The sequence below is a fragment of the Pseudoxanthomonas mexicana genome (assembly GCF_010093385.1).
Taxonomy (GTDB): Bacteria; Pseudomonadota; Gammaproteobacteria; order Xanthomonadales; family Xanthomonadaceae; genus Pseudoxanthomonas_A; species Pseudoxanthomonas_A mexicana.
Window position 1 is genome coordinate 51,644 of record NZ_PDWV01000002.1, and the last position, 13,094, is coordinate 64,737.

The following is a 13,094-nucleotide window of genomic DNA, read 5'->3' on the forward strand; positions in this document are numbered from 1 at the left end:
AGGCATGCCGACCGGACCGATCCTCTGCGTGGACGACGAACCCAACAACCTGGCGCTGTTCCGCCAGATCCTAGGCGAGGACTACCGGCTGGTGTTCGCCCGCGACGGAGACCAGGCGCTGCGCGCAGCCGAAAAGCACGCCCCCAGCCTGGTGTTGCTGGACGTGGAGATGCCCGGGATGGACGGCTACGAAGTCGCATGGGCACTGAAGGCGCGTGCGGCGACCGAGCACATCCCCATCATCTTCGTCACTGCGCTGGACCGGGAGGTGGACGAGCGGACCGGCTTCGCATGCGGCGGAGTGGACTACATCACCAAACCGGTCTCGCCGTTCATCCTGCGCGCGCGCGTCAACACGCATCTTTCGCTGGTGCGGACCTCCGCGCTGAGCAAGAGCTACGAGGACGCCATCCAGATGCTGAGCGTGGCCGGACACTACAACGACTCCGATACGGGCGCCCACATCTGGCGCATGGCCGCCTATGCGCGCGTACTTGCAGAAGCACTCGGATGGAAGGCCGACCGGGCCCGCCTGCTGGAACAGGCCGCCCCCATGCACGACACCGGCAAGATCGGCATTCCGGATGCGATCCTGAAGAAGCCCGGAAAGCTAAACCCACGCGAATGGGACGTCATGCAGCGTCATACGCTGATCGGCTACGAGATCCTCAGCCGCAGCAAGGCGCCGCTGTTCGAGCTGGCGGCGGAAGTCGCTTTGAACCATCACGAGCGTTGGGATGGGACCGGCTATCCGCACGGACTTGCGGGGGACCGCATTCCCGAGTCGGCCCGCATCGTGGCGATCGCCGACGTGTTCGATGCCCTCGCCAGCCGTCGTCCGTACAAGGAGGCCTGGCCGGTGGACGTGGTGGTCGCCAAGATCATCGAAAGCCGGGGAACGCATTTCGATCCCGCGATGACGGACGCTTTCGTGGCCTGCCTGCCGAAGATCCTAGAAGTGAAGGCGTACTGGGATCGCCAGGAAGGCGACGCGGCAGGCGGACTGGATCCGATCCAGGAAGAGGCATGAGGCGCCCCCACCGTCCTGCGCGTCACGCTACGTCATCGAACAGTGCTTACACGGGCGGATGAGTCCGGGCGTCCTCGCGATCGTTCTCCCGCATCTCGTACCACATGCCATTGAGGATGGCGAAGCTCGCGGCCAGGCCGGCGCCCAGGATCCAGCTGAAGTACCACATGCGACTCTCCTCAGTAGGCGTTGGGGTTGCGTCCCATGCCGTCGCCGTCGACCTTACCGCGCAGCACGCGGAAAACCCAAGCGGTGTACAGCAGGACGATGGGCAGGAAGAACGCCGTGGCCAGCAGCATGATGAACAACGTCATGTGGCTGGACGAGGCGTCCCACAGGGTCAGGCTGGAGCCGGCCTGCGTGGACGACGGCAGTAGGAACGGGAACGTCGCCACGCCCTCGGTCAGGATGATGCCGATGATGCTGGCCGACGACGCCAGGAACGCCAACCCCGCCCGACCGGCGCGCAACAGCACGGCGCTCAGCAGCGCACCCGCCACTCCGATCGCCGGCAGCAGCCAGGTCACCGGCCAGCGCGCGTAGTTGTCCATCCACGCACCAGGCTTCGCCACGGCGATCTTGGCGAGCGGATTCGACGGACCGGCGGTATCCATCGCGACCTGCAGCGCGTATCCGTCGCTGCGAGCGACCCAGATGCCGCCGATCACGAACAGCACCGCCGTCGCAATGGCGGCGATGCTGCCGTAGCGCCGCGCGCGCGCGGCCAGGCACCGGACGTCTTCATCGCCAGCATGCCCGCGCCGTGCATCACCAGCATCGCCACGCTCACCAGCCCGCACAGCAGCGCGAACGGCGTCAGCAGGCCGAACAGGCCGCCTTCGTAGTACACCCGCAGGGTGTCGTCGAAGTGGAAGGGCACGCCCAGCAGCACGTTGCCCATGGCCACGCCGAACACCAGTGAAGGCACCAGGCCGCTGGCGAACAGCGCCCAGTCCCATACCGCCCGCCAGCGCGGATCGGGCACCTTGCTGCGGAACTTGAAACCGACCGGCCGCAGGATCAGCGCCACGAGGATCAGGAACATCGCGATGTAGAAGCCCGAGAAGCTGACCGCATACAGTGGCGGGAACGCCGCGAAGATCGCGCCGCCGCCCAGGATCAGCCAGACCTGGTTGCCTTCCCACACCGGCCCGATGACGTTCAGCACGATGCGCCGCTCCTCGTCGGTACGGGCCACCGCGGGCAGCAGCGTGGCCACCCCCAGGTCGAAGCCGTCCATCACCGCGAAGCCGATCAGCAGGATGCCCAGCAGCAGCCACCAGATCAGCCGCAGGGTGGCGTAGTCGAGAGGAATCGTGTCCATCCGCAGTCTCCCGTCAGCCTGCCAGGGCCGGTTGAGGCGAAGGGGTGTCGGGCGCCGGGGCAGCCAGGTGCTCGGGGCCCTTCAGGATCAGCTTGCGCATCAGCCAGACCTCGACGATGGCCAGCACCGTGTAGATCAGCACGAAGCCGCTGAGGGTGATCATGATCTGGTGCAGCTTCAGCCCGGATGCGGCCAGGAAGGTCGGCAACACCCCATCGATGATCCAGGGCTGGCGCCCGTACTCGGCGATCAGCCAGCCGGCCTCGATCGCCACCCATGGAAGTGGCAGGCTCCAGAATGCCAGCTTGAGGAACCAGCGGTACCGGTCCAGCTGCTGCCGGCTGGCCAGCCAGAACGCCAGCGCGAAGAAGGCGATGAAGTAGAAGCCCAGCCCGACCATCAGGCGGAAGCTCCAGAACAGCGGCGCCACATGCGGGATGGTGTCGTGCGCGGCCTGCGCGATCTGCGCCTCGGTCGCGTTGCCGATGTCCTCGCGATAGCGCTTGAGCAGCAGCGCGTGGCCGATGTCCCGCCAATGGGCCTCGAAGACCACGCGCGCGGTGCCGTCGTTGCGGTCGGCGCGCAGCCGCTGCAGGGCCTCGTAGCCCAGCAGGCCGTTGCGGATGCGGCCCTCGGCACGCTCCACCAGCTCCAGGATGCCCGGCATCTCGGTGTTGAACGAACGCGTGCCGATCAGGCCCATCACGTACGGGACATGCAGGGCGTAGTGGTTGGTCTGGTTCTTCTGGTCGGGAATGGCGAAGGCGTTGAAACCGGCCGGCGCCGGCTCGGTCTCCCACATGGCCTCGATCGCGGCCAGCTTCATCTTCTGGTGCTCGCTGGTGGCATAGCCGCTCTCGTCGCCCAGCACCACCACCGACAGGGCCGCCGCCAGGCCGAAGCTGGCGGCCACCGCCATCGAGCGCTTGGCGAAGTCGATGTTGCGGCCCCGCAGCAGGTAGAACGCGCTGATCGCCATCACGAACATCGCACCGGTGACATAACCGGCCGACCCCGTATGGACGAACTTGGCCTGCGCCACCGGGTTGAAGATCACCGCCATGAAGTCGGTGATCTCCATGCGCATCGTTTCGGGGTTGAACACCGCGCCGACGGGATTCTGCATCCAGCCGTTGGCCACCAGGATCCACAGCGCCGAGAAGTTCGACCCCAGCGCCACCAGCCAGGTGACCACCAGGTGCTGCACCTTGCTCAGCCTGTCCCAGCCGAAGAAGAACAGGCCGATGAAGGTCGCCTCCAGGAAGAACGCCATCAGGCCCTCGATGGCCAGCGGCGCGCCGAAGATGTCGCCCACGTAATGGCTGTAGTAGGACCAGTTGGTGCCGAACTGGAACTCCATCACGATGCCGGTCGCCACGCCCATGGCGAAGTTGATGCCGAACAGCGTGCCCCAGAACAGGGTCATGCGCCGCCAGATGTCGCGCCCCGTCATCACGTAGACGCTTTCCATGATGGCGATCAGGAAGGACAGCCCCAGCGTCAGGGGCACGAACAGGAAGTGGTACATCGCGGTGAGCGCGAACTGCAGGCGGGACAGTTCGACGACGGTCATGTCGGGCATGGGGGAGCTCCTGGGACCTGGCGGCATTCTAGACCCGCCCGTCGGCGGCAGGGGGGCGACCATCTGTCGCACCCGCCCTGCACGGGCTATCCTCCATCCTTGCACCCCTTCCGCCGGGGACCTGGCGGAAGCTTTGATCAGAATCAATGCGGCCCCGGTGCCCGGGGCCGAGAATCCCGCCGTGGAAAACTAGGAGAGGCCGCATGCAAGGCGTCCAGGGGACTTATAACGACAAGGTGGTGCGCCAGTTCGCGGTGATGACCGTGATCTGGGGCATCGTGGGGATGGCCGTGGGCGTGCTGATCGCCGCCCAGCTGTACTGGCCGGCATTGAACTTCGACCTGCCATGGCTGAGCTACGGGCGCCTGCGCCCGCTGCACACCAATGCAGTGATCTTCGCCTTCGGCGGCAGCGCGCTGTTCGCCACCAGCCTGCACGTGGTGCAGCGGACCAGCCACGCACGGCTGATCTCGGACAAGCTGGCGGCCTTCGTGTTCTGGGGCTGGCAGCTGGTGATCCTGCTGGCGGCCGTGACCCTGCCGCTGGGCCTGACCCAGGGCAAGGAGTACGCCGAGCTGATCTGGCCCATCGACGTGCTGATCGCGGTGGTGTGGGTGGCCTACGGCGTGCTGTTCTTCGGCACCATCGCCAAGCGCAAGGTCAAGCACATCTATGTGGCGAACTGGTTCTACGGTTCGTTCATCATCGCCGTGGCCCTGCTGCACATCGTCAACAGCCTGGCGCTGCCCACCGGCCTGCTGCCCTCCTACCCGGTGTACAGCGGCGCGGTCGACGCGATGGTGCAGTGGTGGTACGGCCACAACGCGGTGGGCTTCTTCCTGACCGCGGGCTTCCTGGGGATCATGTACTACTTCGTGCCCAAGCAGGCCGGCCGCCCGATCTACTCCTACCGCCTGTCCATCGTGCACTTCTGGGCACTGATCGCGGTGTACATGTGGGCCGGCCCGCACCACCTGCACTACACCGCGCTGCCGGACTGGGCGCAGAGCCTGGGCATGGTGTTCTCGCTGATCCTGCTGGCTCCCAGCTGGGGCGGCGCCATCAACGGCATCATGACCCTGTCGGGCGTGTGGCATAAGCTGCGCACCGATCCGATCCTGAAGTTCCTGATCGTCTCGCTGTCGTTCTACATGATGTCGACCTTCGAAGGTCCCATGATGTCGATCAAGACAGTCAACTCGCTGAGCCACTACACCGACTGGACCATCGGCCACGTGCATTCCGGCGCGCTGGGTTGGGTGGCGATGATCTCGGTGGGCGCCGTCTACGCCCTGCTGCCCAAGCTGGTCGGTCGCGAGCAGATGCCCTCGGTGAAGGCCATCGACACCCACTTCTGGCTGCACACCATCGGCGTGGTGTTCTACATCGCCTCGATGTGGATCGCCGGCGTGATGCAGGGCCTGATGTGGCGCGCCACCAACGCCGACGGCACGCTGACTTACAGCTTCGTCGAAGCGCTCAACGCCGCCTATCCCTACTACCTGTTCCGCCTGGCGGGCGGCCTGCTGGTGCTGAGCGGCATGTTCCTGATGGCATGGAACATGGTGAAGACGCTGCAGGGCGCCAAGTCCACCGCGGCGCAGCCGATCATGGCGCCCGACGCCTCGCAAGCCCGCGCCTGAGGACCGACGAGATGAGCAACGGAAATTCCCACGAGAAAATCGAGAAGAACGTCGGCCTGATGGCGGTGCTGATCGCGGTGGCGGTGTCCTTCGGCGGACTGGCGGAGATCGTGCCGCTGATGTTCCAGGCCGAGGCGATCAAGCCGCTGGAAGGCGTGAAGCCCTACCCCGCGCTGGAGCTGGCGGGCCGCGACATCTACGTGCGCGAGGGCTGCTACAACTGCCACTCGCAGATGGTGCGCACGCTGCGCTTCGAATCCGAACGCTACGGCCACTACTCGCTGGCCGGCGAATCAGTCTACGACCGCCCGTTCCAATGGGGCAGCAAGCGCACCGGGCCAGACCTGGCCCGCGTGGGCGGACGCTACTCCGACGACTGGCACCGCGTGCACCTGATCAACCCGCGCGACGTGGTGCCGGAGTCGAACATGCCCGCCTTCCCCTGGCTGCAGAAGGCCACGGTGGACGGCGCCGAAGTCGCCGCGCGCATGAAGTCGCTGAAGACGCTGGGCCATCCGTACAGCGAGGCCGAGATCTCCAGCGCCGCCACCGACGTGGAGGGCAAGACCGAACTGGACGCCGTGGTCGCCTACCTGCAAGGGCTGGGCAAGGCCGCGCCGAGGGGGAGCTGAGCCATGGTATCCGGCATCGTCACGGGGGTATTGCTGGTGTTGTTCCTGGCCGGCTGGGTGTGGGCGTGGAGCCCGCGCCGCAAGGCCGATTTCGAGGATGCGGCGCGCCTGCCGCTGGGTGAGGAAGGGGAGAAGAACCCATGAGCGCTGGTTGGATCGGATTCATCGTCGCGCTGGTCGTACTGAACATCCTGGGCTGCGTGTGGCTGCTGTGGTGGACCAGCCGCCGCCGTCCCGGCGACCCCGCGCCGGAAGACACCTCGCACGTGTGGGATGGCGACCTCACCGAGTACAACAAGCCGCTGCCGAAGTGGTGGATCAACCTGTTCTACATCACCATCTTCTTCAGCATCGGCTACATCGCCTGGTATGGCGGCCTGGGCGTCATCCCCGGCTACGCGAAGTGGACCTCCCCCGGCGAGCACGACCAGCAGAAGGCGCGGGAAGACAAGAAGCTGGAGGCGACGTTCGCGCCGTTCGCCGGCAAGCCGATCGACCAGCTGGCCAAGGATCCGAAGGCGCAGGCGCTGGGCCGTTCCATCTTCAACAACACCTGCGCCACCTGCCACGGCTCGTCCGGCCAGGGCGCCACCGGCTACCCCAACCTGACCGACGACATCTGGCACTGGGGCGGCACCCCGGACCTGGTGCTGCAGACCGTGCTGGATGGCCGCGAGGGCGTGATGCCCGAATGGGGCACCGCACTGACCAACATGGGCGGTGCCAATGCGGTCGACTACGTGATCGCCTACGTCAACGTGCTGAACAACCCCGAGGAAGGCATGAAGAACAACTTCATGGCAGCCCAGGGCAAGCCGCTGTACGATGGCCTCTGCGTGGCCTGCCACGGCGTGGACGGCAAGGGCAACCAGGAACTGGGCGCGCCCGACCTGACCGACGGCTACTGGCTCTACGGCAACAGCAAGGAGAGCATGCGTACCACGATCACCCAGGGTCGCCATGGCGTGATGCCCGCGCACCGCGAGCTGCTCGGCGAGACGCGCGCGCGGCTGGTGGCGTCGTACGTATGGTCGCTGTCGCACAAGCAGGCGGCCGGCGCGGCGCAATGACCGACTTCACCGAGCCCCGCCTCGACCATCCGCCCCGGCCGCTCGCGCAGCGCGTCGGGGCGGTGCTGTGGCCCAGCTTCTTCGCGGCCGGCGTGGCGACGATGGTGTTCTTCGCCTTCGTCGACCCGCTGACGCTGCGCGACATGACCTTCCCAGACCTGGCGATCAGCCGCGAGTTCGGCTACACGCTGGGTTTCTTCATGTTCTGGCTGGCCACCGCGGCCAGCAGCCTGTTCACCTGGATCCTGCTGCGCCCCGCCAGCCGCTTCAACCGCGCGCTGCCGCCGGACTGAGCGCGCCCGCAGCGTCCTCCCGTCGCCTGCGCGCGGCGGAAGCACGCACCTGCGACAAACCGTCGCTCCCTCGTGCACGCCCGCGGCGCGAGCATGACGCCAGCCAAGACAGAGCCCTCCATGTCCACGCCAGCCTCCTCCTCACCCTCCGATTCGACCAGGCGCCGCATTCCGCTGGACGTCGTCGATGCGCAGGGCAATTCCTTCTACGTCAGCGAGCGCAAGGTCTATCCGCGCGACGTCGCCGGCACGCTCAACCGCCTGCGCGTGGCGGCGGTGTGGTGGCTGCTGGGCATGTACTACGTGTTCCCGTGGGTGAAATGGGACGGTCGCCAGGCGGTGCTGTTCGACCTGCCGGCGCGCAAGTTCTACGTGTTCGGGCTGGTCTTCTGGCCGCAGGATTTCCTGTTCCTGGCCATGTTGCTGATCATCGCGGCGATGGCGCTGTTCTTCTTCACTTCGCTGGCCGGCCGGCTGTGGTGCGGTTATGCCTGCCCGCAGACGGTGTGGACGGAAGTGTTCCTGTGGATGGAACGCTGGACCGAGGGCGACCGCAGCGCTCGGATGAAGCTGGACGCGGCGCCGTGGAGCGCCAACAAGCTGCTGCGCAAGGGCGGCAAGCACGTGCTGTGGGCGGTGTTCGCGCTGTGGACGGGCTTCACCTTCGTCGGCTTCTTCACCCCCATCCTGGACCTGGGCGCGCGCCTGTGGCCGTTCGCCTGGGGCGGATGGGAGACGTTCTGGGTGCTGTTCTACGCGCTGGCCACGTGGGGCTTCGCCGGCTTCCTGCGCGAGCAGGTGTGCAAGTACATGTGTCCGTACGCGCGCTTCCAGAGCGCCATGTTCGACCGCAACACCCTGATCATCGCCTACGACCCGATGCGCGGCGAACCGCGCGGCCCGCGCAAGCGCGGCCTGGGCAGCGTGCTGGAGCGCGCACGCGGGCTGCTGTCCAAGGAGACGGCGTACGACTACGTGTTCCGGGCAGGCAAGCATCCGTCCGCCGCCAGCCAGGCCGCGCACGCCAAGGGCACCATCACTTGGGACGGCGATCTGGGCGACGTGGCGCCGCTGCCGAAGTTCGCGCCCGAGGAACTGGGCGACTGCATCGACTGCACGATCTGCGTGCAGGTCTGCCCCACCGGCATCGACATCCGCAACGGCCTGCAGTACGAGTGCATCGCCTGCGGCGCCTGCATCGACGCCTGCAACGACGTCATGGGCAAGATGGGCTATCCGCAGGGCCTGGTCCGCTACACCACGCAGAACGCCATCGACGGCAAGCCGTCGCGCGTGCTGCGCCCGCGCGTGTTCGTCTACGGCGGCCTGCTGCTGGCGCTGGTCGCCGGCTGGGCCTGGGGCGTGACCCATCGCAGCGACCTGATCGCCGAGGTGCTGCGCGACCGCAATGCGCTGTACCGTGAAGTCGCCGGTGGACAGGTCGAGAACAGCTACACGCTCAAACTGATCAACAAGGACCAGCAGACGCGCAGCTACCGCGTCAGCCTGGCTTCGCCCACACCCGGCATCGTCCTGCGCGGTGGCGAGATGACGGTGACCGCCGAGCCCGAGCAGGTGCTCTCGCTGCCGGTCGTCGCCACCGCCCCCGCCACGGTCACCGGCCGTCATGCGGTCACGCTGACCGTGGTCGCCACCGAGGGCGGCAACGAGAAGACCGTCGACACCAGCTACTTCGGACCCACCCCATGACGTCGAACGCCTCCCCTGCCAGCGACCGCAAGCGCCCGTTCTGGAAGGAACCCATGATGTGGGTGGTGCTGGGCATCCCGCTGGCCTCCATCGTCGCCGGCGTGGGACTGGTGGTGGTGTCGGTGCGCTCCGGCAGCGCGGACGCGGTGATGGACAAGGTGGACCGCGTCTCGCAGATCCAGACCACCGACCTGGGCCCGGACGAAGCCGCTGCCGCGCGCAAGCTCAGCGCCATCGTGCAGATCCGCGCCGACCATGTGGAGCTGGTGCCGGTGACGGGCGAATTCGCGGGCACGTCGCCGCTGGTGCTGACCCTGGCCCATCCGACCGAAGCGGCGAAGGACACCACCCTGACCCTGGCCCGCGATACCGCGGGCTGGACCGCGCCGGCGCAGATCGACACGTCCCACGACTGGAACGTCCAGCTCGCCACGCAGGACGGCCTGTGGCGCATCCGCGGGCGCCTGCAGAAGGACACCCAGGCGGTACGCCTGGCCCCCGCGCGCGGGGGCGGCTGAGTCCGGCATGGACATGCCCCTGGTGCCCTGCCACCACTGCGGTGAGCCGGTCGCCGATGCCGCCCACCGCGTCGATGCCGGTGGGCACGCGTTCTGCTGCAGCGGCTGCGCCGCGGCGGCGGCCTGGATCGAGGAAGCGGACCTGGGCAGCTACTACCGGCTGCGCAGCGCCAACGCCAACCGCGTGCAGGCCGACCGCCTGGACCTGGACAGCTGGGACCGCAGCGAACTGCTGGACCAGCACAGCCGCGTTGTCGATGGCGGTCGCGAGATCGTGCTGCTCACCGACGGCATGCGCTGCGCCGCCTGCGCCTGGCTGATCGACCGCGCCCTCGCACGCGAAGCCGGCGTACTCGACACCACCGCCAACGCGGTCACCGGCCGCATCCGCATCGCCTGGGATCCGGCGCGCACCAGACTGTCGGCCCTGTTGCAGCGGCTGGCGATGCTGGGCTACCGGCCCTACCTCGCCACCGGCGAGGCGCGCGAGCAGAAGCGGCTTTCCGATCGCCGCCGCTGGCTGCTGCGGCTCGGCGTGGCCGGCCTGGGTTCGCTGCAGGCGATGATGCTGGCCGAGGCGCTGTACCTGGATGTCAACGCGACGATGCCGGTACCCACGCGCGACATGTTCCGCTGGCTGACCTTCCTGGTCAGCACGCCGGTGGTGTTCTACAGCGGCTGGCCGTTCCTCGCCGGCATGGCGCGCGAACTGCGCGCGCGCCACGTGGGCATGGACACGCTGATCGCCGGCTCCACCCTGCTGGCCTACTTCGCCAGCCTGGTGGAGACGATCCGCGGCGGCACCCACGTGTGGTACGACGCGGCGGTGATGTTCGTGTTCCTGCTGCTGGCCGCGCGCATGCTGGAGCAGCGCGCACGCAACGTGGCCACCGCGCAGGTGGATGCACTGGCACGGGCGCAGCCGGTGTTCGCGATCCGCGAATGCGACGACGGCACGCGCGAATCGGTGCCGCCGTCCGCGCTGCGGGTGGACGATGTGGTCTGCGTGTCCGCGGGTGATGGCGTGCCGGCCGACGGCGTGCTGCTCGACGGCGCGGCCGACTTCGAGGAAGCGCTACTGACCGGCGAATCGCGGCCCGTGCGCCGCCACGCCGGCGACACCGTCTACGCCGGCACCACCTGCCGCGAACGGCCGGCCCGCGTGCGCGTCACCGCCACCGGCACCGGCACACGGCTGTCGCAGCTGGCCGAACTGGTCGACCGCGCGCAGGGCCACCGACCGCCGATGGCGCAGTTGGCCGACCGCGTGGGCCGCCACTTCGTGCTGTCGTTGCTGGTGCTGGCGGCCTGCGTCTATGCCGGCTGGCGGATGTACCAGCCCGAGCGCGCATTCGAAGTAACGCTCGCGTTGCTGGTGATCAGTTGCCCCTGCGCCCTGTCGCTGTCGGTGCCGGCGGTGCTCGCCGCCGCGCATGGCGCGCTGGCGCGCTGCGGCGTGCTGGCCACGCGGCCCGAGGCGCTGGACACGCTGGCGCGCGCGACCGACATGGTGTTCGACAAGACCGGCACGCTCAGCGATGGCCGCCCGGCCTGCGTCGCGGTGGAGGTGTTCGATGGCCTGGACGCGGACGCCGCAGCCCGCATCGTCGCCGCACTGGAAAAGGACAGCGGCCATCCCATCGCGTCGGCCTTCGCCGACATCGCCACGCATGCCCCGGCGCAGGCCGTGGTGGCACGGCCGGGCCAGGGCGTGGAAGGCGACATCGACGGGCGCCACTGGCGCTTCGGACGCGGCGACTGGGCGGCCGGCCGCGAGGACGACGGCACCTTGTGGCTGGGCGATGGCGCGCGTGGCGTGGCCCGGTTCACCCTGACCGAGAAGCCGCGCGACGATGCTGCCGCGACGATCGCGGCGCTGCGCGGCCAGGGGCTGGCCATCCACCTGGCCAGCGGCGATGGCGAGGGCGCGGTCCGCCGGCTCGCGCACGCACTGGGCATCACGTCCGCGCACGCCCGGCAGTCGCCGGAGGACAAGCTGGCGGCCGTGCGCCGGCTGCAGGTCGAAGGCCGCATCGTCGCCATGGTCGGCGACGGCCTGAACGATGCGCCGGTGCTGGCGGGCGCCGACGTGTCCATCGCGATGGGCGAAGGCGCGCCGCTGGCGCAGCAGGCGGCGGACCTGGTCGCCACCGGCCCCTCGCTGCTGCGCATCGCCGATGCCGTGCGCGTGGCGCGCCTGTCGCGGCGGCTGGTGAAGCAGAACCTGGCCTGGTCGGCCGGCTACAACCTGCTGGCGGTACCGCTGGCGGCGGCGGGCATGGTCACGCCCTGGATCGCGGCGCTGGGCATGGCGGTATCCTCGCTGGTGGTCACCCTCAATGCGCTGCGGCTGGCGCGCACCTCCACGGAGATGGCGGCATGAACATCCTGCTGATGCTGTTGCCGATCAGCCTGGTCCTGCTGGGCCTGGCCATCGCCGCGTTCGCGTGGGCGGTGCGCAAGGGCCAGTTCGACGACCTCGACACCCCGGCGCTGGACATCCTGGACGACGCACCGCCGCGTCCGTCCACGCCGCCCGCGCCCGCGCTCCGCGAAGGCGACGATGGGACCTGATGTTCCGGTGCTGCTGGCCGCGCTGCTGGCCGGCCTGGTGGGCAGCACGCACTGCGCCGTGATGTGCGGCGGGATCGCCACCGGCTTTTCCGCCATGTCGTCCCGCCCGGGCTGGGGCAGCGCGCTGCAGCTCAATCTCGGACGCGTCGCCGGCTACGCGCTGGCCGGCGCGCTGGTGGGCGCCTTCGGTGGCGGCCTGCTGTCGTTGGCGCGGCACCAGAACGCCGTGCTCGCCATGCGCGTGGGCGTCGGCCTGGCGCTGGTGGTGCTGGCGCTGCGCCTGCTCGACCAGCGCGGCCGGCTGGACTTCCTCGCCCGCCCCGGCGCGAAGGTGTGGCAGGTGCTGCGCCCGCTGCATGCGCGCGTGCTGCCGGCCGATACCGTGCCGCGGCGACTGCTGGCCGGCGCGCTGTGGGGCTGGCTGCCGTGCGGCCTGAGCCTGAGCCTGCTGACGGTGGCCTGGTTGCAGGCCAATGCACGCGATGCCGCGCTGACGATGGCGATGTTCGGCCTGGGCACGCTGCCGATGATGGTGACCCTGACATGGTCCGGCGCGCGCCTGGGTCGCCACTGGCAGCGCACCTCGGTGCGGCGCGCGGCCGCCGTGTTCGTGCTGGCGGCCGGGCTGCTGACGATCGCTTCGCCGTGGCTGATGCAGCATCCCGCCTTGCACGGCGTGCTGGCGGCGCTCGGATGCCAGCCGCTGCCGACGTGAGCG

13 protein-coding genes and 1 pseudogene are annotated in these 13,094 nt (G+C 68.7%); 11 read left to right on the top strand and 3 right to left on the bottom strand.

Annotation, left to right across the window (positions count from 1 at the left end):
* The first annotated feature begins 4 nt into the window (after positions 1-4).
* Positions 5-1,030, top strand: a complete 1,026-nt coding sequence (locus CSC76_RS01185; protein WP_162108233.1) for a response regulator — start codon at positions 5-7, stop codon at positions 1,028-1,030.
* Between the two features lie 46 nt (positions 1,031-1,076).
* Here the strand turns inward: CSC76_RS01185 and cydX are convergent, their stop codons facing one another.
* From cydX to CSC76_RS01200, 3 genes and pseudogenes are all read right to left on the bottom strand, one after another.
* Positions 1,077-1,199 (bottom strand): cytochrome bd-I oxidase subunit CydX, encoded by a 123-nt coding sequence (cydX, locus tag CSC76_RS01190; RefSeq protein WP_162108234.1) that lies wholly within the window; start codon positions 1,197-1,199, stop codon positions 1,077-1,079.
* Between the two features lie 10 nt (positions 1,200-1,209).
* Positions 1,210-2,354: pseudogene (gene cydB, locus CSC76_RS01195) on the bottom strand (cytochrome d ubiquinol oxidase subunit II).
* 13 nt (positions 2,355-2,367) lie between these two features.
* Positions 2,368-3,936: a cytochrome ubiquinol oxidase subunit I gene (locus tag CSC76_RS01200; protein WP_162108235.1), complete on the bottom strand. Its 1,569-nt coding sequence runs from the start codon at positions 3,934-3,936 to the stop codon at positions 2,368-2,370.
* Positions 3,937-4,139: 203 nt separating this feature from the next.
* Between CSC76_RS01200 and ccoN the strand changes: the two genes are divergently transcribed.
* From ccoN to CSC76_RS01250, 10 genes are all read left to right on the top strand, one after another.
* A complete protein-coding gene (gene ccoN, locus CSC76_RS01205) occupies positions 4,140-5,579 on the top strand; it encodes a cytochrome-c oxidase, cbb3-type subunit I (protein ID WP_162108236.1) in 1,440 nt (479 codons plus the stop codon).
* Between the two features lie 11 nt (positions 5,580-5,590).
* On the top strand, positions 5,591-6,211 hold the full coding sequence (ccoO, locus tag CSC76_RS01210; RefSeq protein WP_162108237.1) for a cytochrome-c oxidase, cbb3-type subunit II: 621 nt from the start codon (positions 5,591-5,593) through the stop codon (positions 6,209-6,211).
* A 3-nt stretch (positions 6,212-6,214) separates the two neighbouring features.
* On the top strand, positions 6,215-6,355 hold the full coding sequence (locus tag CSC76_RS01215) for a cbb3-type cytochrome oxidase subunit 3 (RefSeq protein ID WP_162108238.1): 141 nt from the start codon (positions 6,215-6,217) through the stop codon (positions 6,353-6,355).
* Positions 6,352-7,281, top strand: coding sequence for a cytochrome-c oxidase, cbb3-type subunit III (ccoP, locus tag CSC76_RS01220; RefSeq protein WP_162108239.1), 930 nt, complete (start codon positions 6,352-6,354; stop codon positions 7,279-7,281). Before CSC76_RS01215 ends, ccoP begins: the two co-directional genes overlap by 4 nt.
* Complete coding sequence (locus CSC76_RS01225) at positions 7,278-7,574, top strand: hypothetical protein (protein ID WP_162108240.1); 297 nt, start codon at positions 7,278-7,280, stop codon at positions 7,572-7,574. The genes ccoP and CSC76_RS01225 overlap by 4 nt, the downstream gene beginning before the upstream one ends.
* Before the next feature lie 120 nt (positions 7,575-7,694).
* The gene (locus tag CSC76_RS01230; RefSeq protein ID WP_162108241.1) at positions 7,695-9,284 is read left to right on the top strand and encodes a 4Fe-4S dicluster domain-containing protein; all 1,590 of its coding nucleotides are present in this window, start codon (positions 7,695-7,697) and stop codon (positions 9,282-9,284) included.
* A complete protein-coding gene (locus tag CSC76_RS01235; RefSeq protein ID WP_162108242.1) occupies positions 9,281-9,802 on the top strand; it encodes a FixH family protein in 522 nt (173 codons plus the stop codon). Before CSC76_RS01230 ends, CSC76_RS01235 begins: the two co-directional genes overlap by 4 nt.
* Positions 9,803-9,809: 7 nt before the next feature.
* On the top strand, positions 9,810-12,185 hold the full coding sequence (locus CSC76_RS01240) for a heavy metal translocating P-type ATPase (protein ID WP_162108243.1): 2,376 nt from the start codon (positions 9,810-9,812) through the stop codon (positions 12,183-12,185).
* Positions 12,182-12,376, top strand: a complete 195-nt coding sequence (ccoS, locus tag CSC76_RS01245) for a cbb3-type cytochrome oxidase assembly protein CcoS (protein ID WP_162108244.1) — start codon at positions 12,182-12,184, stop codon at positions 12,374-12,376. The genes CSC76_RS01240 and ccoS overlap by 4 nt, the downstream gene beginning before the upstream one ends.
* The gene (locus tag CSC76_RS01250) at positions 12,366-13,091 is read left to right on the top strand and encodes a sulfite exporter TauE/SafE family protein (protein WP_162108245.1); all 726 of its coding nucleotides are present in this window, start codon (positions 12,366-12,368) and stop codon (positions 13,089-13,091) included. The genes ccoS and CSC76_RS01250 overlap by 11 nt, the downstream gene beginning before the upstream one ends.
* The last annotated feature ends 3 nt before the right edge of the window (positions 13,092-13,094 follow it).